Below are 22,452 nucleotides of genomic sequence, written 5' to 3' on the forward strand. Positions count from 1 at the left end.
CGAGCGGGAACGGGAGACAGGTTTCGCGGGATCGCCGGATCCGCACACCTGTCTCCCGTATCCCTCCCCTTGTCGCCGTGTCTTCCTTGTCTCCCGGTCCTCTCCCCGGATCTACCTCCCGAATCCGTATCAGACGCCCGGGGTTGAACTAATCCCCCTTTCCGTGGTAAAATAGAGGGTTGTTCCGCGGCTCTTCCGAACGACCCCATGGTTCGGCCGGGTACGCTGGTCCCCCCGCGGGCGCCGCAGGTCGAGTCGGGCGCCGACCCACACCAATCACAGCGAGACAGTCGAATGGAACGGACTCAGCTCGAGGCCATCGAGCGTCTCCTTGTTCGTGAGCGCGAGAAGATCCTGCGGTCGCTCGGCCGGTTTCAGCAGCAGTCCAAGCTGAGCCGGGAAAGCGCCGACGCGGACCTTTCCAGCTACTCGTTCCACATGGCCGACCAGGGCACCGACGCGATGGAGCGCGAAAAGTCGTTCCTGTTCGCCAGCAAGGAGGGGCGGTACCTCTACCGGATCGAGGAAGCGCTGCGCCGGCTGTACAAGGATCCCGAAGGCTTCGGCATCTGCCACGGCTGCAAGAAGGACATCCCCTTCCAGCGCCTGGAAGCCCTGCCGCACGCGCGGTACTGCCTGGACTGCAAGCTGCGCGAGGAAGAGGAAAAGGCGGCTTGAGGGCAGGGAGTAGGGAACAGGAAATAGCCTGCAACGGCGGAAGGGCGGCTCTCCGGTGAGGAGGGCCGCCCTTCGTGCGTCCGACGGGAATTAGGGCGGCTAAAGCCGCGGCTCGAAAGGCCACAAGCCCCGTCTTTGCTCGTTCCTCGCAAAACGGGGCTTCACCTGCTCGCGCTGGCACGGGCCTGCGCGCCGCGACGGTTCGCGGGTTCGGACACCGCGGCCGCGGCAACGTCCCGGAGCCGGATGCGACGTTTATCCCCTCTCCCACGCAGTTTGTGGGAGAGGGGCAGGCGAGGAACGAGCCGGGGTGAGGGTCCGAGCGCTAAAACAGCGCCATCTGCGCGGGGAGCCGCAGCATGCGCATCCGCGTGACGTCGATGGACTCCATCGGCGCCTCCTGGCGGGCCACGTCCAGCATCCCGCTGAAGCGGCGCCGGGCCAGCGCCTCGCCCACAACCTCCTTGGCGAGCGACGGGTCGTTGGCGGCCTCGCTCATGTGCGCCAGCACCACGGCGCACAGGCCGTCGTGGAACAGCTCGCCCACCAGTTCGGCGGCGGCGCGGTTGCTCAGGTGGCCGTGGCTGCCGCCGATGCGCGCCTTGACGGACCAGGGGTACGGGCTTTCGCGCAGCAGGATCTCGTCGTGGTTGCTCTCCAGCACCAGCACGTCGCACCCCCGCAGCGCGTGGCGAACGGGCGCCGTGGCGCGGCCCAGGTCCGTGGCGATCCCCAGCTTCTCTCCCGTCTCGCACTCCGTCACCGTCACCGCCACGGGGTCGATGGCGTCGTGTACGGTCAGGAACGGCGTCACCACCAGCCCGCCGATCTCCACCGGCTGGGCGCTGGACCAGGCGCGCACGTCCTCGCTGCCGTCCAGCAGGTCGCGGCAGACGTTCTTCGTCAGATCGGTAAGGTAGAGCGGCAGGTTCCAGCGGCGCGCGGCCACGCCCATCCCCCGCGTGTGGTCGCCGTGGTCGTGCGTGATGAGCAGCGCCGTGAGCGAGGCGGGATCGCAGTCCACCGCGGCCAGCCGGCGCTCCAGGTCGCGGCCGCTGAAGCCCGCGTCCACCAGCAGGCGCGTGCCGGCGGACTCGATCAGCACCGCGTTGCCGCGGCTGCCGCTGCCCAGGATGGTAACCTTCAAAGAGGTACGAAAGTACGAGGGTACGAAGTACGGAACTGCTGAAGCACGGGAGTGAAGTACGAGAGTCGGTCGCAGCGGAAACGTACTTTCGTACTCCGTACCGCCCTACCTCGAAACGTCCCAGGCCCGCCGGAGCTGGCCCGCGGCCGAGTCCGAGAGCGTCACCTTGCGGCGCGCCATGGCGCGGCCGGCCACGTCCAGAAACTTGTCTACCCGGTACGCCGTCAGGTCCTCTCCGGTTCCCCAGCTGAAGGGGGGGACGTACTTGGGCGGCAGCAGCGCGCCGTACAGGTTGCTCCCCGCGCCCACCACGGTTCCCGTGTTCAGCAGCAGGCCGATCCCCGTCTTTACGTGGTCGCCCAGAAAGCAGCCCACCTTCAGCTCGCCCGTGTCCTGCTCGCCCGCGGGCGTCCACAGCCGCACGGGGCCGTAGTTGTTCTTCAGGTCGCTGTTGGTGGTCTCGGCGCCCAGGTTGACCCACGCGCCCAGGTAGGCGTGGCCGATGTGCCCGTCGTGCGCCTTGTTGACGTAGTTCAGGCAGACGCTCTGCGCAAACTCGCCCCGGATGCGGCACCCTTCGCCGATCGTCACCGCCTCCAGGTGCCCGCCCAGCACGATGGAGTTGCGGCCCACGTACGCCGGGCCGGCCAGCCGCGTGAACGCCTTGACCGTCACGCCATCATCCAGCCAGATGGGACCGGCCGTGGTGTCGAACACCACGCACGGCTCCACCTGCGCGCCCTGCCCCAGCAGCAGCGGGTGCTCGCCGAACTGGTGGCTCCCCGCCGGCAGCGCCGCCGTCCCCGCGTCGGGAAAGAGCGCGGCCACGTCCGCCGTCACCTGCGCCGGGTTACCCGACATCAGCTCCCACACGGGGCCGATCATCCGCCCCTCCAGCTCCACCGCCCCCGTGCGGTCCAGGATGGTAGGCGGCGAATCGAAGAACTCCGGGCCGGGCGCGGGCGTGCCGTCCGGCGCGAACCACCCCGCCACCTCGCCGTCCACGATCAGCGCGCCCGCGCCGCCGCGCCGCGCCGCCCACACCTCGCCGCTCCCCCACGCCGGCACCGCGCGCGCGGAAAGAAAGAGCCGGTCGCCGTCCGCCGGCGCGTCGGCGTAGCCCAGCACGGGGGGGGCGTCACCCTCCTCGAATCCCAGCAGGTGATCGGGGCCCAGATGCGCCACGCACCGCGCGCCGAACACGCGCTCGGCGCGGCGCCGGGTGATGAACGCGCCAAAGCGCAGCTCGCCGCCGGGACGCGTGAGCGCGAACGGCTGCCAGCGGCGCGAAACCGCGTCGTCGAAAAGGATGAGGGAAACCATCAGTGCGAAAGTGCGAAGGTGCGAGAGTGCGAAAGTGGGTCTGTGCGGATTCCGTCCGCCGTGCGCGGACCATGCACACCGTAGACCGGAGCGGCCTCATGACCGGCGCCGCGTGCAGAGCCGGTCACTTTCGCACTCTCGCACTCCCGCACTTTCGCACTTATCCGAGCGTGCGCAGGCCCTCCGGCAGCTGGTCCAGCATCTTCTTTAGGTCGGGGGCGCGCTCGCGGTCCGCCACAAAGGTCACGCCGGCCGTGCGGACGACGACCAGTCCGTCCACGCCGAACGCGACCACCGGGCCGTCGTCCGCGTAGAGAACGCTGTCGCGCGAATCTACCGCGTGGGCTTCACCGAGCAGAACGTTGCCGTGCTGGTCGGGCGTGCGCGTCCGGGCGACGGCATCCCACGCGCCCACGTCGTCCCAGGCAAAGGTGGCGCGGACGACACCGATGCGGTCCGAACGCTCCAGCAGCGCCTCGTCGATGGAGATGGTCGGCGCCACGCGGAAGAACTCCTCCGTGGCGCCCTCGCGCAGCAGCGGGATCAGCTCGCGGAACTCCGGGGCGTGGCGCTCCAGCCCGTCCAGCAGGTCGGCCGCGCGCCAGACGAAGAGCCCCGTGTTCCACAGGTACACGCCGGACTCCAGGTACCTCTCCGCGGTTTCGCGGTCCGGCTTTTCCACGAACTCCGCCACCGTGTTCCCCGGCTCGGGGTGCGTGTCGGCCTCCAGCGCGTCCAGCGGCGGGCCCAGGCGAATGTAGCCGTACCCCGTCTCCGGCCGCGTGGGCGGCGCGCCGATGGTGAACAGCCGCCGGTGCCCCGCCGCCAGCTCCGCCGCGCGGGCGATCAGCGCGCGAAACGCTTCGGGGGGATGGATGACGTGGTCCGCGTGCAGCGACACCATGATGGCGTCGGGATCGCGCCGCTCCAGCTCGGCCGCGGCCCAGGCCAGCACCGGCGCCGTCCCCGCCGCCCGGGGCTCCAGCAGCAGGTTGCCGGGGCCCAGTTCCGGGAGCGTTTCCAGGATCGGCTCCGCCAGGTGCGCGCCGGTCAGCACCCGCAGCCGCTCCTGGGGGATGAGCGGAACGATGCGCTCAACCGTGTCGCGGATGAGCGGCTTTTCGGAGGCCAGCGGAAGGAGCTGCTTGGGACGGCGGGGCGTGCTGACGGGCCAGAAGCGCGAGCCCACGCCACCGGCCAGGATCACCGTCCACAGGTGCGGGTTCTCGCTGCTCCGCGTGCCCGTGTCGCTCACGCGCCGTCCTCGCCGCCGCCGCTGGCGGGGCCGCCAAAGATCTCGTCCACGCGCGCCAGCAGCTTCTTGGGGCTGAACGGCTTGGTGAAGAAGTCGGTGGCGCCCAGCTCCAGCGCCTGGCGCCGGTCGGCGTCCTGGCCCTTGGCGGTAAGGATGATGATGGGGGTTTCGCGGCGGTGCGGCAGCCGGCGCGCCTCGGCCAGCACCTCAAGCCCGCTGGCGTACGGCATCATGATGTCCAGCAGCACCACGTCGATCGGCTCGTCGCCCTGCAGCTCTTCCATGGCCGCGCGGCCGTCGGAAACCAGGGTGACCTCGTACGGGCCCTGTTCCAGCTTCATCTGGATGATGCGGCCGATGTGCGGCTCGTCGTCGGCCACCAGCACGCGGCGGGCGGCCCGGGTGTCGTCTGCGGTCATCCTCGACGGGAGCAGGGGGGAACCACGGCCCCGGCGGCGGGGTTGTACGCCCTCACACCAGTCCGGCCAGCTCGCCGCGGCGCCGCGAAAGCTCGCGAAGCAGCGGCGCGAAGCCCGCGTCGCCGCGCAGCAGCACCGCCAGCAGCACCTCGGCGGAGAGCACCGAGACCAGCGCCACCCCGTCGTCCAGCCGGATAACGATGGTGGACGCGTCGCCCTGGCCCGCCGCGCGCCCCAGCGACGACGCGGCGCCGGCGATCCCCGGCACCATGGCGCTCACGGTTTCGGCGTCCAGCCCGGGTCCGCCGGTGTGGGTAATGAGCAGGCCGTCGCGTCCCAGCACCAGCACGTGCTCCACGCCCGGGTGGGCGGCCAGGGAGGCCAGGGCCGTCTCCAATGCGGGCATTCGGGCGTTCTCCGCTGCGGTGTTCAGGGGGCCGTGCAATGGCGGTCAACGTACCCGCCGGGGCTCGCCCCCGTCAACCCTGGCGGGGCCGCGGCACCTTGACGCCGCCCCCGCCCGGTCCGTAAGGTATCCCCTGCGTCCGCCCCCGCGGCAGACGCCTTTTTTTCACGCGTCACCGTTTCGCGCACGCGCGCGGGTGGCGCTGCGCTCAGGAGTGGTTCGTGCGCTTTGCCCGTTTGTTCGTTCTGCTGACCACCGTTTTCGCCTCGTCGGCCCTGCTGGGTGCCTGCGACGACGATCCGCTTCTCGGTGACGTGCAGCTCAGCACCGATACGGTCACCATCACCGTCCCCGGCAACCTGCAGCCGTCCGCGCTGGACATTGCCCGCGCCACCCTCCCCTTTACCCTGCTGCGCCGCCCGGAGCTGGTGCAGGACGCGGCGGAGTGGGACATCGCGGTGCGGCGCACGGGCGCGGGGATCTCGTTCCTGCCCTTTGACCAGCCGGGCTCGCCGTACCGCGGCGCGGGGATCCGTGTGACGTCGGAAAACTACGACGCCATTCAGGAGGCGCCGCGCGCGACCGGCGCCTACGGCGACCAGCTGGTGCCGGTTACCGTCAACGGCGTGTACCTGTTCCGCTCGCGGCAGTATCCCACCCAGGGCGGCCTGTGCCAGAACTACGCCCGGGCCAAGGTGCTGGCGGTGGACGCGGCGGCGGGGACGGTGCGGCTGGCCATCGTCATCAACCGCAACTGCGACGACGAGCGGCTGGCGGACGACTGATGCTCGACGTCAAGCTCATCCGGCAGGACCCCGGCGCCTTTCGCGCGCGCCTGTCCGCGCGCGGGGCCGGGGCCGACGCATCGCTCGACCGCGTGCTGGCGCTGGACGCCGAGCGCCGCGCCCTGGTCGCGGAGGGCGACGGCCTCAAGGCGCGGCGCAACGCCGTCAGCCAGGAGGTGGGCGAGCGCAAGCGGCGCAAGGAATCCGCCGACGACCTGATCGCCGAGATGGGGCAGGTGAACGCCCGCATCAAGGAGATCGACGCCCGCGTGCGCGAGGTGGAGGGCGAGTCCGACGACCTGCTGCTGCGCATCCCCAACCTGACGGACCCCTCGGTGCCCCCGGGTGGCGAGGAGAGCAACACCGTCGTCCGCAGCTGGGGCGAGCCCCGCACGCTCGACTTCGAGGCACGGCCGCACTGGGACATCGGCGCGGAGCTGGGCCTGTTCGACCTTCCGGCCGGGGCCAAGGTTTCGGGGAGCGGCTTTCCCGTCTACAAGGGGATGGGGGCGCGGCTGCAGCGGGCGCTCATCAACTTCTTTCTGGACCTGCACACGCGCGAGCACGGCTACACCGAGGTGGAGCCGCCCTTCGTCGTCACGCGGGAATCGATGCAGGGGACGGGGCAGTACCCCAAGTTCGTGGAAGAGGGCGATGCGTACGCGCTGCCCGAGGACGGGCTGTACCTGATCCCCACCAGCGAGGTGCCGCTCACCAACCTGCACCGCGACGAGCTGCTGGAGGCCGGCCAGCTTCCCATCGCCTACACCGCCTACTCGCCCTGCTTTCGGCGCGAGGCGGGGTCGGCGGGCAAGGACACGCGCGGGCTGCTGCGGGTGCACCAGTTCGACAAGGTGGAGATGGTGCGCTTCGAGCGGCCGGAGGACTCGGATGCCGCGCTGGAGGCGCTGACCGGGCACGCCGAGCGCGTGCTGCAGCTGCTGGGGCTGCCGTACCGCGTGCTTCTGCTGGCGTCGGGGGACACCGGCTTCAGCTCGATGAAGACGTACGACCTGGAGGTGTGGGCGCCGGGGGTGGGCCGGTGGCTGGAGGTGAGCAGCGCCAGCAACTGCGGCGACTTTCAGGCGCGGCGGGCCAACATCCGCTACCGCCCGGAGGCCGGGGCCAGGCCGGAGTACGTCCACACGCTCAACGCGTCGGGGGTGGCGCTGCCGCGCACGGTGGTGGCCATCCTGGAGAACGGCCAGCAGGAGGACGGCTCGGTGATCGTCCCCGAGCCGCTGCGCCCGTACCTGGGGACGGACCGCCTGGTCCGCCCCTGAGGAGCGCGCTCCCCGGGCGCGCTGAACCGGCGGCCCCTTTCGCCCTCGCGCACGCCATGCGGATCCACGCGCACCCGCGGGCCCGCCCGTGAACCGCCGCCACTGGCCCACCGCGCTGGCCCTGCTGGCGGCGGCCATCCTGGCGTGGTACCTGGTGTACAGCCAGTTGCTGGTGCGCGAGATGCGCAAGGACGCCGAGGTGCACTCGCGCATCGTCGTCCGCGTCCTCGCCGGGCTGAACGACCCCGACGCGGACCTCATCGCCACCATGCTGGGGCTTTCGGGCGACATCCAGCGGCTGCGCGTTCCCATCGTCTACACCGACCTGGACGGCGTTCCCGCGGTCTGGGTAAACCTCCCCTTCGAAGCCGCCCAGGGCGACACCGCCGACATGATCCGCGTGCTGGAGTACGCGGAGCACCTGGCGGCGCACAATCCGCCCATGAGCGAGCCCGGGCTGGGCACCATCTACTTTGGCGACCCCCCCACGGTGCGCCGGCTTCGGGTGGTGCCCTGGCTGCAGGTGGGCGCGCTGGTGGGGCTGCTGGCGGCGCTGGCGTCGGTCATCCGCCACAACGTACGCACCGAGCGCGAGCGCATCTGGGCGGCCATGGCGCGCGAATCCGCGCACCAGATGGCCACGCCTCTCTCCTCCCTTGCCGGCTGGGTAGAGATCCTGCGGCTGCCGGACGAGGACCGCGAGGGGATGGCGTCGCTCCCGGCGGTGGCGGGGGAAATGGAGGCGGATCTGGACCGGCTGGAGAAGGTGGCGCGCCGCTTCGAATGGATCGGCCGGCCGGTGCAGACGGAGGCGGTGGACGTGCGGACCATGCTGCGGCTGCTGGAGCGCTATGTGCGCGTGCGCCTGCCGCAGCTGGGGCGCACGGTGGAGCTTTCCGTGGACGTGGCCGAGGGAACGCCGCCGGTGCTGGGCAACAGCATCCTGCTGGAGTGGGCGCTGGAGAACCTGGTCAAGAACGCGCTGGACGCGCTGGCGGGCTCCGGCGGCAGCATCTGCATCGAGGCCGAGGCGCCGGGCGAGCGGCACGTGGAGATCCGCGTGATCGACGACGGCCCCGGCGTGTCGCCCGCCGTCCGCTCCACCCTCTTCGACCCCGGCATCACCACCAAAAAGGGTGGATGGGGCGTGGGCCTTTCCCTCGCCCGGCGGATCGTAGAGGACGTGCACGGCGGCAAGCTGCGCCTGGAGCCTTCGGACCGCGGCGCGCGCTTCGTGATGGTGCTCCCCTGCGCGCCGGACCCGCAGCCCACTGAGCGCGTAGGGCGCCTGCCGTGGGATCGCCTTGCAGCCCGCCGCGTGCGGACGGGCGGGGAATCGGGGAATCCCGGCGGCGGATCCGGCGCGCGGAGCTAGATTCGCGCGACCCGCGGCGCCCCCTCCGGGCGAGCACCACTCGCCCACCTCCCCCAAAACAACCTGGGGGAGGTTAGCTTTGGGGCTGGGATCGCCGCGGTTCGGACGACGTGGAGCGGGATGGTGAGCCGCCCCCCTCCCCGGCCCTCCCCCGCAAACTGCGCGGGGGAGGGAGGTGCGACGCCCCTTTCCGAAGCGGGATCGAAGTTCTCCCCTCTCCGTGTGCAACTACGGGGGGGGGGCGGGGGGCGGGGGCACCCCGCGGACGCAGTTCGATGCCGTTCGAAGCGGGATCGAAGTCCACCTCCCCGAAGTTTTTTTGGGGGAGGTGCGAGCCTGAGCGAGTGAGGGGGCGCTCCGCGGACGCAGTTCGATGCCGTTCGAACCGCCGAGTTCCCGCGGCGACTACACGCATGACTGAAAGCAGCGCAGATCGATGGCGTTCGACCTTTCGCACCTGAATCCGGAGCAGCGCGAAGCGGCCTCGCACTTCGAGGGGCCGCTGCTCGTGCTGGCGGGCGCGGGCTCGGGCAAGACGCGCGTGCTCACCACGCGCATCGCCTGGCTGGTGGAGGAGATGGGGGTGGACCCGGCCAGCATCCTGGCCCTCACCTTCACCAACAAGGCCGCGGGCGAGATGCGCGACCGCGTCCGCAAGATCCTGGGGCGCGAGCCCACGGGAATGTGGATCGGCACCTTCCACTCCATCGGCGTGCGCATCCTTCGCCGCGACGCGCAGCGGCTGGGGTGGAGCCCCGGCTTCAGCGTGTACGACGCGGACGACGCCGACGGGCTGACCAAGCGCATCATCCGCGACACGCTGCAGCTGGATCCCAAGAAGTGGACTCCGCGCGCGGTGCACGGCGCCATCTCCGCGGCCAAGAACGAGCTGACGGGACCAGACACGTACGCCGACCGGGCGCTGGATCCGTTCGAAAAGGTGGTGGCGCAGGTCTACCCGCTGTACCAGAAGGCGCTGCGCGACGCCAACGCCTTCGACTTCGACGACCTGCTGGTCAAGCCGGTGCAGCTGTTCCGCGACAACCCGCACGTGCTGCGGCGCTACCAGGACCGCTTTCGCATCCTGCTGGTGGACGAGTACCAGGACACCAACCGCGCCCAGTACGTCTTCCTTCGCCAGCTGGCCGAGGAGCACCGCAACCTGTTCGTGGTGGGCGACGACGACCAGTCCATCTACGGCTGGCGCGGCGCCGACATCCGCAACATCCTGGACTTCGAAAAGGACTTTCCGGATTCGAAGATCATCAAGCTGGAGCAGAACTACCGCTCCACGCAGATCATCCTGGACGCGGCCAACCGCGTGATTGCGCAGAACGTAAACCGCAAGGGCAAAACGCTGCGCACCGACCACGTGGGCGGCGAGCAGATCACCTTGGTGGAGGCCGCGGACGAGTCGGACGAGTCGCAGTGGATCGCGGAGGAGATCCGCGGGCGGATGGCGGACAGCCCGGCGCTGGCGCTGCGCAACTTCGTGGTCCTGTATCGCACCAACTCGCAGTCGCGGTCGGTTGAAGAGGCGCTGCGGCGGGAGCGGATGGCGTACCGGGTGATTGGCGGCACGCGCTTCTACGAGCGCCGCGAGGTCAAGGACGCGCTGGCGTACCTGCGCCTGGTCGCCAACCCCGCGGCGGACGAGGCGTTTCTGCGCATCGTCAACGTGCCCAAGCGCGGGATCGGAGACACCACCGTCGCGCGGCTGGCGGAGCACGCGGCGGCTCGCGGCATCCCGCTGCTGGCGGCGGCGGAGCAGGCGGGGGCGATTGACGGGATCCGCGGCGGGGCGGGGAAGGCGCTGCCGGAGCTGGCGGCGCTCATCCGCAAGTACGCCGCGCTGGCGTCCACCGGCGGGATGGGGCTGGACGTCCTGCTCCGCGAGCTGGTGATGGAGTCGGGGCTCGTCGAGGCGCTCAAGGCGGAGGGGACGGAGGGGAAGGACCGGATCGAGAACCTGGAGGAGCTGGTGAACGGCGCGGCCGAGGTGCAGCGCCGGCTGGAGGAGGAAGATCCGGACCTGATGATGGAGCTGGAGGCGGCGGGGGAGGATGAATCCGCGCGGCCGCTGGACGTGTTCCTGGGCCACGTAGCCCTCGTCGCCGACATCGACCAGCACGATCCCCAGGCCGACGCGGTGTCGATGATGACGCTGCACAACGCCAAGGGGCTGGAGTTCCCCTTCGTCTTTATCGCCGGGCTGGAGGACGGCCTATTCCCGCTGATGCGGGCATACGACGAGCCGGCGGACCTGGAGGAGGAGCGCCGCCTGTTCTACGTCGGCGTCACGCGGGCGGAGCGCAAGCTGTACCTGACGCACGCCAAACGGCGGCGGCGGGGCGCGCAGTTCATGGACAGCACCCCATCGCCGTTCCTGGAATCCGTGCCCGAGGAGCTGACCGAGGCGCGGCGGACGGCGCGGGTGAACGAGCGGATGTCGTACCAGCAGCCGTGGAAGTCGTCCAGCGCGTACACCACGCGGCGCGAGCGGCTGTTCGGGGGCGCGCCGTCGTGGAAGGCGCCCTCGTCGGGTCCGTCCCGCCGCGGCGCGGACGAAGATGAGACGTACCAGGTGGACTATTCGGATTCGCAGGACCTGCCGTCCATGCGCAAGGGCTCGCGCGTGCGGCACCCGTCGTTCGGGGCGGGGACGGTGATGGAGCTTTCCGGCCACGGCACCGACGTCAAGGCGGCCATCGAGTTCGACAACGTGGGCCGCAAGGTGGTGGTGCTGAAGTACGCCAACCTGGAGCCGGAGTGGGAATGATGCGGAGTGGCGGACGGAGCGCCGCAGTCGCCGCGCGGCGCTCCGCCCTCTCCCTGGGTCAGCGGTACGGCTGCCCGTCGATGTGGATCTCCAGGTCGTCGAACCACGCCCGGCCGCTCCCGGCCAGGAGCGTACCGATGTAGATGGCCGTCGCCTCCTGGGGTACGTCGAGCACGATCTCGAAGCGCTGCCAGTCCGTCGTTCCGCTGGGCCCCTGGTCGTGCATGTTGTCGATGGCGAGCGTGGTCGTCGCGCCGTCCACCCGCATCCAGAGCCCCGCCCACGGATTCTGCGCGCCGTCGGTAACCGCCACACTGGCCGTGCGGATCCATCCGCTGTAGCGCACCGTCTTGCCGCGCGCGGCCTCTACGGGCAGGGCGCGCCCCGAGGTGCCGAAGGTATCGTTGCCCAGGTACTGCAGCCGCAGGCTGTGCTCGCCTCCGTGCACCACCTCGGTGTCGCTGAACAGGGAGTACCCCGCTCCGCCGACGTACCCCCAGCCGTCGGGGCGTCCGTTGGTCACGTCTTCAAAGCCAAGGTTGAGCGTTTCGCTGGGACCGGTAGAGGACTCGGAGCAGCCGGCAAGGGCCAGAGCGGCCAGCACCGGCACGGTGCGGCGGACGATCGACAGGATCATGAGGTTTTCGTGGCAGGGCGTGGAAACACGGGCAGATGCAGCCCCTGGGGGGCAAGAACGCCGCCCCGTTTGTCACGCGGTGCAAGTGCATGGCACGAAATCCGATGCGGGGGATGGCGCGCGGATGAGTGACGGAGCAGATGTTCGATTGGAGGGACACCGCGGTCCGGGTAAATGGACACGTCCGGCGCGGCGATGCTGTGAGAAAACCCCGGCTTCATCGGCAGCGAACCGCTTGCCCGCCGGCGTTCACGAGTCTGGAGCGGGAGTGATGACGACGATGCTTCGCGGGGGACGGCGGATGCTCGGCAGGCGTGCGCGGACGTTGTGCGCCGCCGGCCTGGGCGTGCTGCTGGGGGTGAGCGCGTCCGCCGCCGCGCAGGTGTCTCCGCCACCGTCGGGCGTCGAGGCCCGGGCGGCGGCGGAGGCCAAGGATACGCGCGAGCTGGTGGTGCTGGTGCACGGGATGGGGCGGTCGCCGGCGTCCATGTGGCTGCTGGCGCGGCGGCTGGAGGCGGACGGCTACCGCGTGCTCAACTTTGGCTACCCCAGCACGCGCGGTACCGTCGCGGAGCTGGGCGCGCGGCTGGCCCGCCGCGCCGGCCAGCGGACGGGCGCTGCGCCACGGGTGCACTTCATCGGCCACAGCCTGGGCACGGTCGTCATCCGCTCCATGCTGGCGCAGGACCCGCCGGAGCGCATGGGGCGCGTGGTGATGCTGGCCCCGCCCAACCAGGGCGCGTCGGCGGCGGACCGCTGGGCGCCCCACCTGGGTAGCATGATGCCCGCCATCCGTGAGCTGCGCACGACGCCGGAATCCACCGCGCGGACGCTGGTGCTGCCGGAAGGTGTGGACGTGGGGATCATCGCCGGGGCGCGCGACCGCAAGGTGCGCGTGGCCGAGACGTATCTTCCCGGCGCCCGCGACCACGTGGTGGTGAACGGCTTTCACAGCTTTCTGATGAACCGCACGGACGTGCACCTTCTCATCGCCCGCTTTCTGCGCAACGGCCGCTTTTCCACCGCCGCGCCGTCTGCCAGCGGGCGCTAGTGCTCACCACCCTCCGCGAGTACCGCGAGGCCCGACTACGACGCGGTAGTCCACGTCTGGCGCGACGCCGGGCTCACGATCAAGCCGTCCGACACGCTCCCCGAGCTGCGGAAGGTGATGGAGCGGAATCCCGGGCCGTTCCTGGTGGCGGAGGCGGATGGATCGGTTGCCGGAATGGTGATCTGCGCGTGGAACGGCCGGCGCGCCTGGATCTACCACCTGGCGGTGCTTCCGGCGCTGCAGGGGCGCGGGATCGGGCGCAGGCTGATGGATGAGCTGGAGCGGCGTTTTTTCGCCATCGACGCAATCAAGCTGAACCTGCTGGTGGAGCAGGGGAACGCATCCGTCGCGGACTTCCACCGCAACCTCGGCTACGCCCCCGACGACTCGCTGTTCATGACAAAGCGGATTTGATCAGCGCGGGCGGCGTTTGGGAAACGCCTTGTTGATGTCCCGGCGCTCGTGCAGGACGCGAAATACGTGAATGTCGTCTCCCTTTCGCCTGTAGAAGATCACAAAAGGCGGCGATACGAAGCTGCGCAGCATGGGCCGGAGTTCGGTGCGCGGCCGCCCCATGCCCGGAAACTCCGCGAGCTTCTCCATCACGGCGATGAGCCGGTCGATGATCCGGTCACCCAGCTCGGGATTTCCGGACTCCTCCGCAACATATCCTGCCGCCTCGACCAGATCACGCTGTGCGGAAGGCGCAAGCGCGAACCCGCTCAGGGCGCGCGTCCCGTTAGGCGGCGGAACTCGGCCTTTGCCTGCTTCGCGGCCAAAGCACCCGGAATGCCCTCACCACGCTCCATTTCCGCGATCCCGATATCGATGTCGGCTCGCAGCGAACGGAGCTTTGCTTCTTCCTCTTCAGTACGGTCGGAGAGCGCATCCAGAGCGTCGGTGACCACATCCTCAGCGGAATCGTACTCACCGGATTCGATCTTCTCCGCAATCCTGCGCTCAAGTTCGGGGCTAAATGAGACAGGCATGAGCACTCCTGGTTGAAAGCATTCGTATCTTCAATCGTAAAGAGTAGCCCGTCTTTTGTCAATCCCGTCCATTTCTTGACGCGGCGCAGACTCATATCATACCGTTCCTGTCAATTCGCTGTGCATTCTGACCTTTACGACTGGATCTCACGCGGAGGCGCGGAGGAAGCGTCATTCTCTCCGCGCCTCCGCGCCCTCTGCTGTCTTCGTGAAAACAGCAGTAGAACTCCGCATGCACGAAGAACCATGGGAATCGGTATCACCTTCGGCGCATGAATAAAGGCGGGCGGCTCTCAATGGCCGCCCGCCTTGTCATCCGCCCGGAAACCGCCAGCGGCCGGTCAGCGGAAGCAGAGCGGGGCCGACGAGTTGGTTCGCGCGATGGGCACCGCGCCCGGCTTGCGAATGTTGCCGCGGCTGAACTGCGCGCTGACCATGGTCGCCTTGTATTGGTACGCCTGGTGCTGCGCGCGCGCCTGGTGCAGCTGAAAGCCGCGGTTCAGGCGGCTGGCGCCGTCGGACATGGGGTCCGCGGACGAGAACCCGCACCCGGTGTTGAAACTCATCCCCGCGCATCCCGACGCGCCAAGCGCAACCAGGACGGCAAGGGCGGGGGCGGCAAAGCGGCGGAGCGTCATAGGGTCCTCCTGTTGCGGCGGTTTCCGGCGGTGGATCTGCGAAAATCCGGCCCTGCAAACAGTCCGCCAGCGGGGCCGGCAGGCCGCTGGGGCTGGAGCGAGAACGCGCGGCCGATCGGGACCGGGACAGCCCACGCGCCAGACGTTTTCCCAAACCTGCTTCGGCCGACCGTCTTCCGCAATGCACCCGTGACGAGCGGCGCACGCGGCGTGACGAACGCCGCCCGACCGGCGGAAGATTGGACACGCCACCAAGCCGGATACCCCTACGTGACCCAAACCCCCCGCCAAACGGCGAGGCGGCTCAGCCCACGCTGGACGGCAGGTGGTGGCGCGAATCCTCGGGCAGCGCGCGCAGGTGGCCGAACGGAATCTCCGGCAGCGGAAAGAAGTTGTCCGCCATCTCGTGCAGCAGCGCGGGGTTCTGCGCCGCGCCGTCCTGCATCGCCATCCGCCGCACCTGCTTGCTCATCGTCAGGTTGCGGTCGCCGATGGGGTCCAGCTCCGCGCAGATCGCCTCGCCGCGGCGGTCCAGGTAGTCCACCACGTAGTCGAACGAGCGCTCCAGGTACCCCACCACCGCCTGGTCCGAAAGGTCCCACCGCGAGCGCGACACCATGGTTCCGAACACCGACTGCCAGCGCTCGCTGTCCTGAAACCGGATCATCCCCCGGAAGATGCGGCGGTTCGTGCGAAAGGTGAACAGCGTGTGGCTGAGCACCTGGTCGAACAGCGCGTCGGCCTCGCTGTGGTCGTGCTCCATCACCACGTGCCGCGCCAGCCGCCGGTAGCGCTCGTCCAGGTGCGTGTCCATCCGCGCCTCCCAGTACGAGTGCCCCACGCCGGAGGTGGACGAGGTGAGCACCAGCTGCCGGGGGACGAAGTAGTTGTGGGCGATGGTGTCGGCGGCCAGGTGGCACAGGTAGCCCAGCGACATGGACTTGAGCCGGTCGTTGGGCGCGCGGCTGTGGATCTCTTCGCCGATGTGCCAGTGGTGGCAGTGGCGCCCCTCGGGCACGTACTTCTTGGCCAGCGAGATGTCCGCGGCCAGGTTGCCGTACAGAAAGTCGAACGGGTGCGCGGCCACCAGGGTGCGCACCGCTTCGGGGACCAGGTGCAGCGAGTCCAGCAGCGCCGATCCCAGGTACACGTGCGTGGCCGGGCCCCACGCCCACGCCTGCTCCGGGAGCAGGAAAACGGCGGCGACGGCCAGGCAGACGGCGGCAAGCACGCGCTTCAGCCCTCCAGCCCGGCGCCGTCGTCGCGCGGTCCGCGGCCGGCGTTCAGTTCGCGCAGCTCGCCACGGGCTTCGTCCAGGATGCGCTGCACCTCGCCGCGAAACTCGGCCAGCAGCTCGCGGCCGGCGCGGATGGCGTCGTCCTCCATTCCCTCGGCCGCCGCGGGGCGGGGCGCGATGCGGCCGGCCCTGGCCGATTTCGCCGCGCTCTTGCGCAGCCTGCGCATCTGGGGCTTGAGCCGCTTCTGCAGCTGCTTGCGCGGGTTGGGCCTGTCCTGCCGCAGCAGCAGCGTGGCGCCCACGCCCAGCGCCGCGCCGATGGCGAACGCGGCGAGAAAGTCGTTGTTGTCCTGTCGGGCCATCGGTGTGCCCCCGTCGGTGGGTCAGTCGTCCAGGATGTCGCGGCCGGTGCGGCGCGTCCGGGTCACGTGGATCCGCGGACCAGCGTCCGCCGCGTCCATCGTGTCGTCGTCCAGCAGATCGTCCAGCTCTCCGTCGTAGTCCTCGTCGCCCCGGCGCCGGATGGCGCCCCGCAGCGCGCCCGCCCCTACCTGCACGCCCCGGACCGCGGACGCGGTGCGCACAAAAATGTCCTCTGCCTCGCGCTGCACCACGCCCAGCAGCGCGTTCAGCTCGGCCAGCCGCGCCTCGGCCGCTTCGGTGGCGCGGCGCACCTTGTCGTTGGTCTCCGACACCGTGCCGCTGAGCTCGTCCACGTTCTTCCGCAGGGTGCCGCTGATCGCCTTGGCCTGCTCGCTGGCCGCCGTAAGGTTGCGGATGGCGGGGTCAAAGTCGCCGCGGATGCGCTTGATCATCCCCCGCACTTTGAGCGCCGCGAAGATGGCGACCAGGCTGACGACGATGATGGCCAGGGCGATGACGATGGTCGCCACGTCGGCGGCCACGTCCACCCAGCGCTCGAAGCCGCTCTGCGCGGGCGCCTGGATGAGGAGAAGCGGTACGTTGCCCACGGGTCCTTCTGTGTTGATGAAGTCTGGGATCACGCCGAATGCGAAAAACCGCGTACGGACGATCCCGCGTCATTCTGAGGGAGGCGCCGCGCGCAGACGTCTATCACACTCCGCGCCATGGCGCTGGCCGAAGAATCCCGTTTCGGAAACGGGCGGGGAGTCTCGCGCCGCACCCGGCGGTGCCCGACAGGATCGTGGGCCCATCCGGCAGATTCTTCGGTCGGCGCACAGGCATCCGTGCGTCGGAGAGGGCCGGAGGGGCGCCTCCCTCAGAATGACATCGTTCGCCAGGCCGGACCCGTAGTCCTGGTGCGGATCCGGATCACTCCTGCAGGTCGGCGAACAGCGTGCGCCCGCCCAGCTTGGGGACGATGCGGGGGTGCCGCCGCGCCGCGCTCCCCGCCGCCAGCATCGCACGCACCCGCTTCGCGACCTCCGCCGGCAGCGCGTCCAGCGCGGCGGCGTCGCGCCCGTCCACCAGCCGCCGAAGCACGCCATCCAGCGCCTGGATGCCGCCCGCGTCCCGCGCCAGCGCCTCGATCTCGGGAGATGCGGACCATCCGCCGGCCAGCGCGAGCACGTCGGTGGCCCACAGGTCGCCCAGCGGCAGCAGCGGCTCCGGCGGCGGCTCGCCGCCCAGCAGCAGCGCCGTCTTGTTCGCGGGATGCGCGGCCAGGGCGTCGTCCGTCAGCCGCGCGCGCATCCGCCGCACCTCCTCGTCCACCCGCCGCGCGTCCCCCGCCGATCCGCCGAGCAGCGGCACGGGATCGATGTCCGCCGTGCCGAGGGAGATCACGGCTTCCTCCCCCAGCTGCGCGTGGAGGATGGATGCGGCCAGCCGCGCCTCCGGTCCACCGTCGTCCAGCAGCGCGATCCGGCTGACGCCGCGGTCCGCCAGCGCCTGCCGCGCCACCGCGCCGATCACCTCCGCGATGCGGTCGGCGTTGCGCGCGGGGCCCGTCATCCATCCCCCAGCATGCGCGCGATCTCGCGGGCCACCAGGCGCGGGTCGTCGTCCCGGACGTGAGCGTAGGGGCGGCGCGCCGCGGCCACCGCGTCAAGCGACAGCTCGGCGTCGATGCGGTCTTCGCGCAGGTCGTCCGCGCGGGCCAGCACCGCGCCGTCGGGGGCGATGATCATCGATCCGCCGGCGAAGCAGAGTGGGCCTTCGACCCCCACGCGGTTCGCCAGCGCCACGTAGGCGCCGTATGCGATGGCTGCCGCCCGCGCCAGGTGCTCCCACGCGTCCCAGGAGGCGAACCGACCCCCCGCCGAGCCGCCCGCGACGACGCCCCGGCCCGCCGCGGCGGCCTGGACCACGAGCAGGTTGGCGCCCTGCGCGGCGAGAAGCCAGGCGAGCGCCGGGTGCCACAGGTCCTCGCACACCAGCAGGCCCACACGCCATCCGCCCCCCGCGTCGTACGCCCGCACCCCGTCGCCACGGCCGAAGTAGCGGCCCTCGTCGAACATGCCGTACGTGGGCAGATACACCTTGCGATGCCGGTGCAGCACCTGCCCGCCGCGCAGGTGCAGCGCGGCGTTGTACGGGACAAACCCCGCGTCGCGCTCGATCGTGCCGACGATGAGGTCGGGCCCCTGCGCCAGCCCGGGATACGGCGCGTCGGACTCCGCGGCGGCGAGGGTGTGGACGGCGTCACGCACGTCGTAGCCCGTCACCGACAGCTCGGGGGTGACGACGAGGCCGATCCCCTCCGCCGCCGCGTCCACCTGGGCGCGGGCCAGCCGCGCCAGGTTGGTGTCGGTGCGGCACAACGCGGGGGCGAATTGCTCGATTCGAAGCCGCACCCGCGGCCCCCACGCCGCCGTCACCCGCCCGCCAGCTCGGCCTTGAGGCCCAGGACGCGGTTCACCGGCAGCGTGACCACGATCCCCGTGGCCGGCTGGCCAAAGTCGCCGCACACCTCCTGCAGCAGCGCCAGCGCCGCGTCAACCTTGGCGTCGTCCATGACGCTGAACAGCGTCTGGTTGCGCGGCCGGGTGCGCCCCGCCAGCGCCTCCAGCCCGGCGAAGATGGGTACCTCTGACGACAGCAGCCGGCCCATCCCCTCGGTGTTGATGAGGGTGGCGCCGGTGATGCCGATCTCCAGAAATCCGGAGAGGATCTCCTCGATCCGCTCTTCCTGGTTGATGACGGCGATCAGAAGCTGCACGGGCGGCCTCGCTGCGAGTTCGGGTGTGGGGCGCGGGGCAATCTTACGCCCCGCGCGGAAACGGTGTCAAGCAAGGCCCGGCGCGGCGTTTGGGCGCGTCCGGCGCGGGCGCCCGGCGGCGCGCGGTGCACGGACCGCCACCCGCCCGGCCGCTTGGGGTGCCGCGCACGATCCTTGCGCGAGGGGCGCCCGCGATCCCCCCAGCGCGGCGCGTGCCGGCTCCCACGGGAACCGGGCGATCCCCACCATCCATTCGAACTAGAAGTCGGAGACCCGAGTGCCCAAGTTCATCGTTCACGGTGGCAACCGGATCAAGGGGACCATCCGTCCCAACGGCAACAAGAACGCCGCCCTGCCCATGCTGGCGGCCACGCTCCTGACCGAGGAGGACGTCTTTCTGGAGAACGTCCCCCGGATCAAGGACGTGCTTACGCTCATGAGCCTGCTGGAGGTGCTGGGCGCCGAGACGGAGTGGACCGGGCCCAACGAGGTGCGCGTGCGCGCCGCCAACGTGGGGGCCACCCAGCTGGACGCGGCCGCGGCATCCCGCATTCGCGCCTCCATCCTGCTGGCCGGGCCCATGCTGGCGCGGACCGGGGGGATGCAGCTTCCCCCGCCGGGCGGCGACGTGATCGGCCGCCGGCGCGTGGACACGCACTTTCTGGCGCTCAAAAAGCTGGGCGCGCAGGTGATCGAGGAAGAGGGCGTGTGGCGGCTCAAGGTGGACGGGCGGCTGCGCGGCGCCAACATGTTTCTGGACGAGCCCAGCGTGACGGCCACCGAGAACGCGGTGATGGCCGCCGGGCTGGCCGACGGCGAAACCATCATCCGCAACGCCGCCGCCGAGCCGCACGTCCAGGACCTGTGCCACATGCTGGTCAAGATGGGGTGCGAGATCGACGGCATCGGCACGGGAACGCTGCGCATCCAGGGGCGCGAGCGCCTGTCCGGCTGCCGCACCCGCATCACCGCCGACCACATCGAGATCGGCTCGTTCATCGGCCTGGCGGCGGTGACCAGGGGCGAGCTGACCATCGAGGACGCGGCGGTGGAGCACCTGGACAGCACCCTGATCGGCTTCGGACGCCTGGGGCTGGAGGTGCAGATCCGGGGCAACGACCTGTACATCCCCGGCGACCAGGAGATGCACGTCACGCTGGACATGGGCGGCCACATCAGCAAGGTGGACGACGGCCCCTGGCCCGCGTTCCCGGCGGACCTCACCTCCATCGCGCTGGTGGCGGCCACGCAGGCCCACGGCAACATCCTGGTGCACGAGAAGATGTTCGAGTCGCGCATGTTCTTCGCCGACAAGCTGGTGGGCATGGGTGCGCGCCTCGTCCTGTGCGACCCGCACCGGGTTCTGGTGATTGGCCCGTCCAGGCTGCACGGCGCCATCGTGGAGAGCCCCGACATCCGCGCCGGCATGGCGCTGCTGATCGCGGCGCTGGGGGCGGAAGGCCGTAGCGAGATCTTCAACGTGGGGCAGATCGAGCGCGGCTACGAGCGCATCGACGAGCGGCTGCGCGCGCTGGGCGCCGACATCCGCCGCGCCGACAGCCGCTCCGACGCGGCCGAGGTGGACGACGCCGCCCGGCAGATGTTCATCAAGCCCGCGCAGTGAGCCGCGGATGATTGCCCAGGGAGACGGACCGATGAGCGACGAAGGACAGGGCGGCGGCCGCAGGCTGCCGTCCATCGGCGAGGGGCTGCGCTCGGGGATCGGGGTGCTGACGGCCTTCAAGGAGGCCATCGAGGAAACCATCCAGGAGGCGGGCTCGCGCGGGGACCTTAGCCCGGAGCGCGCCAAGCACTTTCTGGGCGACGCGCTGAGCCGCGCGCAGGAAACGGTGGGCGACGTGCGCGACCGACTGGACTTTGTCCCGCGCCGCGAGTTCGAGGCGGTGCTGCGCGAGGTGGAGGACCTGCAGCGCCGCGTGGACGCGCTGGAAGGAAAGCGGCGAACGGGAGAGGACTATACCCTCCTGTCCCTCCCGTCTTCGTCCACCGAGCCGGCGTCCCCTCCGGCGCCGGAGGGGCCCACCGAGGCCAGGATGCCGTAGGTGGCCACCACGATGGAGGTGCGCACTGTCGCCGAGCGGCTGGCGCCCGGCGCGGTGCCGCTGTGGGTGCAGCCGGAGTGGGAGGCGCGCTTTCCCTGGCTGGCGCAGGGGACCACGGGGCGGGGAAGCGGCGGGGAGCCGTTCGACCTGGGCCTTTCCGGCGCGCAGCCGGTGGGGCGGACGATGGACCGCTGGCGCGCGCTGGTCGCGGCGACGGAGATGCATGCGGCCGTGCACGCGCGGCAGGTGCACGGGGCGGACATCTGGATCCACCGCGACGCCGGCTCGCCCGGCATTCTGGTGATGGACGGCTTCGACGGGCACGTGACGGACCGGCGGTGCGTGCTCCTTTCCGTGGGCGTGGCGGACTGCACGCCGGTGTCCGTGGTCGATCCGGAGACGCGCGTGGTGGCCCTGGTCCACGCGGGGTGGCGGGGGACGGCGGCGGGGATCGTGGAGCGCGCCATCAACCGCATCGTGGAAAGCTGGCAGAGCGCGCCGGAGCGGCTGTGGCTGCACTGCGGTCCCTCCATCTGCGGCGCGTGCTACGAGGTGGGGCCCGAGGTGCACGCCGCCATCAACCCTCATCTTGCTGTGCCGACGGAGAACACGCCGATCGACGTCCGCGCCGCCATCGCGGAGCGGGCACTGGGGATGGGACTGCCGGCGGAGCAGGTGAGCGTCAGCGGCCACTGCACCCGCTGCGGTGAGCCGGACTTCTTTTCCCACCGCGCCGGCTCCAAGGCGCGGCAGATGGGCGTCCTGGGCATCCGCGACAGCGCCTGATTCAGTTCCCTATCACGCAAACGAGCAGGGAAACGCGGTCGTTTCTCTGCTCATTTTCTTTCGATGCGGTATCGGTAGAGCCTAGCCCAGCAATCCCATCCCGTACCGGTTCAGGCACTCCGCGAGAAACGCGAGGTTGGATGGATCGGTGAGTGGCGCACTCTCGCCAGCCTTCACTCTGCGCGCGGCACGGTCGAACAAGGCGACCGCCAGACCGTCGTCGTCGTGGCGGGAGCGGTAGAGGATGCCGTCCGGCGCGTCGGGATGGCCGTGAAGCGCCACTGCCCATGCGCGTGAGACCTCGTAGTCGCCCATGCACGACGCGGCCGTCGCGCCGACCCGGTGCAGCCCCGCCCCGTGCATCGACACCAGGCGAAGCGGGGAGCGGAGGTGGATGCGTGCCAGCGCGCGTGCCTGCAGATCGTCCATCTCCAGCAGCATGACGCCTGGATCACGAAG

26 protein-coding genes are annotated in these 22,452 nt (G+C 70.5%); 10 read left to right on the forward strand and 16 right to left on the reverse strand.

Annotated elements, in window-relative coordinates:
* Window positions 1-294: 294 nt before the first annotated feature.
* On the forward strand, window positions 295-678 hold the full coding sequence (locus tag ACOJUJ_RS02120) for a TraR/DksA family transcriptional regulator (RefSeq protein ID WP_420125192.1): 384 nt from the start codon (window positions 295-297) through the stop codon (window positions 676-678).
* Between the two features lie 325 nt (window positions 679-1,003).
* Here the strand turns inward: ACOJUJ_RS02120 and ACOJUJ_RS02125 are convergent, their stop codons facing one another.
* The 5 genes from ACOJUJ_RS02125 to ACOJUJ_RS02145 all read right to left on the reverse strand — a co-directional run bounded on the left by ACOJUJ_RS02125 (window position 1,004) and on the right by ACOJUJ_RS02145 (window position 5,228).
* Window positions 1,004-1,825, reverse strand: coding sequence for an MBL fold metallo-hydrolase (locus ACOJUJ_RS02125; protein ID WP_420125193.1), 822 nt, complete (start codon window positions 1,823-1,825; stop codon window positions 1,004-1,006).
* 105 nt (window positions 1,826-1,930) lie between these two features.
* Window positions 1,931-3,148, reverse strand: coding sequence for a putative sugar nucleotidyl transferase (locus ACOJUJ_RS02130; protein ID WP_420125194.1), 1,218 nt, complete (start codon window positions 3,146-3,148; stop codon window positions 1,931-1,933).
* 160 nt (window positions 3,149-3,308) lie between these two features.
* Complete coding sequence (locus tag ACOJUJ_RS02135; protein ID WP_420125195.1) at window positions 3,309-4,403, reverse strand: mannose-1-phosphate guanylyltransferase; 1,095 nt, start codon at window positions 4,401-4,403, stop codon at window positions 3,309-3,311.
* Complete coding sequence (locus tag ACOJUJ_RS02140; protein WP_420125196.1) at window positions 4,400-4,822, reverse strand: response regulator transcription factor; 423 nt, start codon at window positions 4,820-4,822, stop codon at window positions 4,400-4,402. Before ACOJUJ_RS02140 ends, ACOJUJ_RS02135 begins: the two co-directional genes overlap by 4 nt.
* A 52-nt stretch (window positions 4,823-4,874) precedes the next feature.
* Window positions 4,875-5,228 (reverse strand): roadblock/LC7 domain-containing protein, encoded by a 354-nt coding sequence (locus tag ACOJUJ_RS02145; RefSeq protein ID WP_420125197.1) that lies wholly within the window; start codon window positions 5,226-5,228, stop codon window positions 4,875-4,877.
* Between the two features lie 221 nt (window positions 5,229-5,449).
* Between ACOJUJ_RS02145 and ACOJUJ_RS02150 the strand changes: the two genes are divergently transcribed.
* From ACOJUJ_RS02150 to ACOJUJ_RS02165, 4 genes are all read left to right on the forward strand, one after another.
* A complete protein-coding gene (locus tag ACOJUJ_RS02150) occupies window positions 5,450-6,013 on the forward strand; it encodes a hypothetical protein (RefSeq protein WP_420125198.1) in 564 nt (187 codons plus the stop codon).
* Window positions 6,013-7,296: a serine--tRNA ligase gene (gene serS / locus ACOJUJ_RS02155; RefSeq protein ID WP_420125199.1), complete on the forward strand. Its 1,284-nt coding sequence runs from the start codon at window positions 6,013-6,015 to the stop codon at window positions 7,294-7,296. The genes ACOJUJ_RS02150 and serS overlap by 1 nt, the downstream gene beginning before the upstream one ends.
* 88 nt (window positions 7,297-7,384) lie before the next feature.
* Entirely contained in the window at window positions 7,385-8,671 is a 1,287-nt protein-coding gene (locus ACOJUJ_RS02160; RefSeq protein ID WP_420125200.1) for a sensor histidine kinase, read from the forward strand.
* 436 nt (window positions 8,672-9,107) lie between these two features.
* The gene (locus tag ACOJUJ_RS02165; protein ID WP_420125201.1) at window positions 9,108-11,450 is read left to right on the forward strand and encodes an ATP-dependent helicase; all 2,343 of its coding nucleotides are present in this window, start codon (window positions 9,108-9,110) and stop codon (window positions 11,448-11,450) included.
* Window positions 11,451-11,508: 58 nt separating this feature from the next.
* Here the strand turns inward: ACOJUJ_RS02165 and ACOJUJ_RS02170 are convergent, their stop codons facing one another.
* Window positions 11,509-12,087 (reverse strand): hypothetical protein, encoded by a 579-nt coding sequence (locus tag ACOJUJ_RS02170; RefSeq protein ID WP_420125202.1) that lies wholly within the window; start codon window positions 12,085-12,087, stop codon window positions 11,509-11,511.
* Window positions 12,088-12,358: 271 nt separating this feature from the next.
* Here ACOJUJ_RS02170 and ACOJUJ_RS02175 point away from each other — a divergent pair, with 271 nt between their 5' ends.
* A complete protein-coding gene (locus ACOJUJ_RS02175) occupies window positions 12,359-13,138 on the forward strand; it encodes an esterase/lipase family protein (protein WP_420125203.1) in 780 nt (259 codons plus the stop codon).
* Window positions 13,139-13,216: 78 nt separating this feature from the next.
* Window positions 13,217-13,552, forward strand: a complete 336-nt coding sequence (locus tag ACOJUJ_RS02180) for a GNAT family N-acetyltransferase (RefSeq protein WP_420125216.1) — start codon at window positions 13,217-13,219, stop codon at window positions 13,550-13,552.
* On the opposite strand, the gene ACOJUJ_RS02185 is transcribed toward ACOJUJ_RS02180, so the two are convergent.
* From ACOJUJ_RS02185 to ACOJUJ_RS02225, 9 genes are all read right to left on the reverse strand, one after another.
* On the reverse strand, window positions 13,553-13,864 hold the full coding sequence (locus ACOJUJ_RS02185; protein ID WP_420125217.1) for a type II toxin-antitoxin system RelE/ParE family toxin: 312 nt from the start codon (window positions 13,862-13,864) through the stop codon (window positions 13,553-13,555).
* A complete protein-coding gene (locus tag ACOJUJ_RS02190) occupies window positions 13,861-14,127 on the reverse strand; it encodes a ribbon-helix-helix domain-containing protein (RefSeq protein WP_420125204.1) in 267 nt (88 codons plus the stop codon). The genes ACOJUJ_RS02185 and ACOJUJ_RS02190 overlap by 4 nt, the downstream gene beginning before the upstream one ends.
* A gap of 341 nt (window positions 14,128-14,468) precedes the next feature.
* Window positions 14,469-14,765 (reverse strand): hypothetical protein, encoded by a 297-nt coding sequence (locus ACOJUJ_RS02195; protein ID WP_420125205.1) that lies wholly within the window; start codon window positions 14,763-14,765, stop codon window positions 14,469-14,471.
* A 304-nt stretch (window positions 14,766-15,069) separates the two neighbouring features.
* Window positions 15,070-15,996 (reverse strand): zinc dependent phospholipase C family protein, encoded by a 927-nt coding sequence (locus ACOJUJ_RS02200; RefSeq protein WP_420125206.1) that lies wholly within the window; start codon window positions 15,994-15,996, stop codon window positions 15,070-15,072.
* A gap of 5 nt (window positions 15,997-16,001) precedes the next feature.
* Window positions 16,002-16,364, reverse strand: a complete 363-nt coding sequence (locus ACOJUJ_RS02205) for a hypothetical protein (RefSeq protein ID WP_420125207.1) — start codon at window positions 16,362-16,364, stop codon at window positions 16,002-16,004.
* Between the two features lie 21 nt (window positions 16,365-16,385).
* A complete protein-coding gene (locus ACOJUJ_RS02210; protein ID WP_420125208.1) occupies window positions 16,386-16,973 on the reverse strand; it encodes a hypothetical protein in 588 nt (195 codons plus the stop codon).
* Between the two features lie 322 nt (window positions 16,974-17,295).
* Window positions 17,296-17,937, reverse strand: a complete 642-nt coding sequence (locus ACOJUJ_RS02215) for a hypothetical protein (protein ID WP_420125209.1) — start codon at window positions 17,935-17,937, stop codon at window positions 17,296-17,298.
* Complete coding sequence (locus ACOJUJ_RS02220) at window positions 17,934-18,779, reverse strand: nitrilase-related carbon-nitrogen hydrolase (RefSeq protein WP_420125210.1); 846 nt, start codon at window positions 18,777-18,779, stop codon at window positions 17,934-17,936. Before ACOJUJ_RS02220 ends, ACOJUJ_RS02215 begins: the two co-directional genes overlap by 4 nt.
* Before the next feature lie 20 nt (window positions 18,780-18,799).
* Window positions 18,800-19,144 carry a P-II family nitrogen regulator gene (locus tag ACOJUJ_RS02225; RefSeq protein ID WP_420125211.1) on the reverse strand — a complete coding sequence of 115 codons (345 nt, stop codon included), beginning with the start codon at window positions 19,142-19,144 and terminating at the stop codon, window positions 18,800-18,802.
* A 277-nt stretch (window positions 19,145-19,421) separates the two neighbouring features.
* On the opposite strand from ACOJUJ_RS02225, the gene murA reads away from it, so the two are divergent.
* Genes murA through ACOJUJ_RS02240 form a run of 3 tightly spaced genes read left to right on the forward strand, consistent with a single transcriptional unit; the run spans window position 19,422 to window position 21,993 of the window.
* Entirely contained in the window at window positions 19,422-20,768 is a 1,347-nt protein-coding gene (gene murA / locus ACOJUJ_RS02230; protein WP_420125212.1) for a UDP-N-acetylglucosamine 1-carboxyvinyltransferase, read from the forward strand.
* Between the two features lie 31 nt (window positions 20,769-20,799).
* Window positions 20,800-21,207, forward strand: coding sequence for a hypothetical protein (locus tag ACOJUJ_RS02235; protein ID WP_420125213.1), 408 nt, complete (start codon window positions 20,800-20,802; stop codon window positions 21,205-21,207).
* Window positions 21,208-21,993, forward strand: a complete 786-nt coding sequence (locus ACOJUJ_RS02240; protein WP_420125214.1) for a polyphenol oxidase family protein — start codon at window positions 21,208-21,210, stop codon at window positions 21,991-21,993.
* Between the two features lie 81 nt (window positions 21,994-22,074).
* On the opposite strand, the gene ACOJUJ_RS02245 is transcribed toward ACOJUJ_RS02240, so the two are convergent.
* Window positions 22,075-22,452, reverse strand: a 378-nt coding sequence (locus tag ACOJUJ_RS02245) for an RES family NAD+ phosphorylase (protein ID WP_420125215.1), incomplete at its 5' end; no start/stop codon positions are given.

This window comes from Longimicrobium sp. (genome assembly GCF_048594345.1).
In the GTDB taxonomy this organism is placed as follows: Bacteria; Gemmatimonadota; Gemmatimonadetes; order Longimicrobiales; family Longimicrobiaceae; genus Longimicrobium.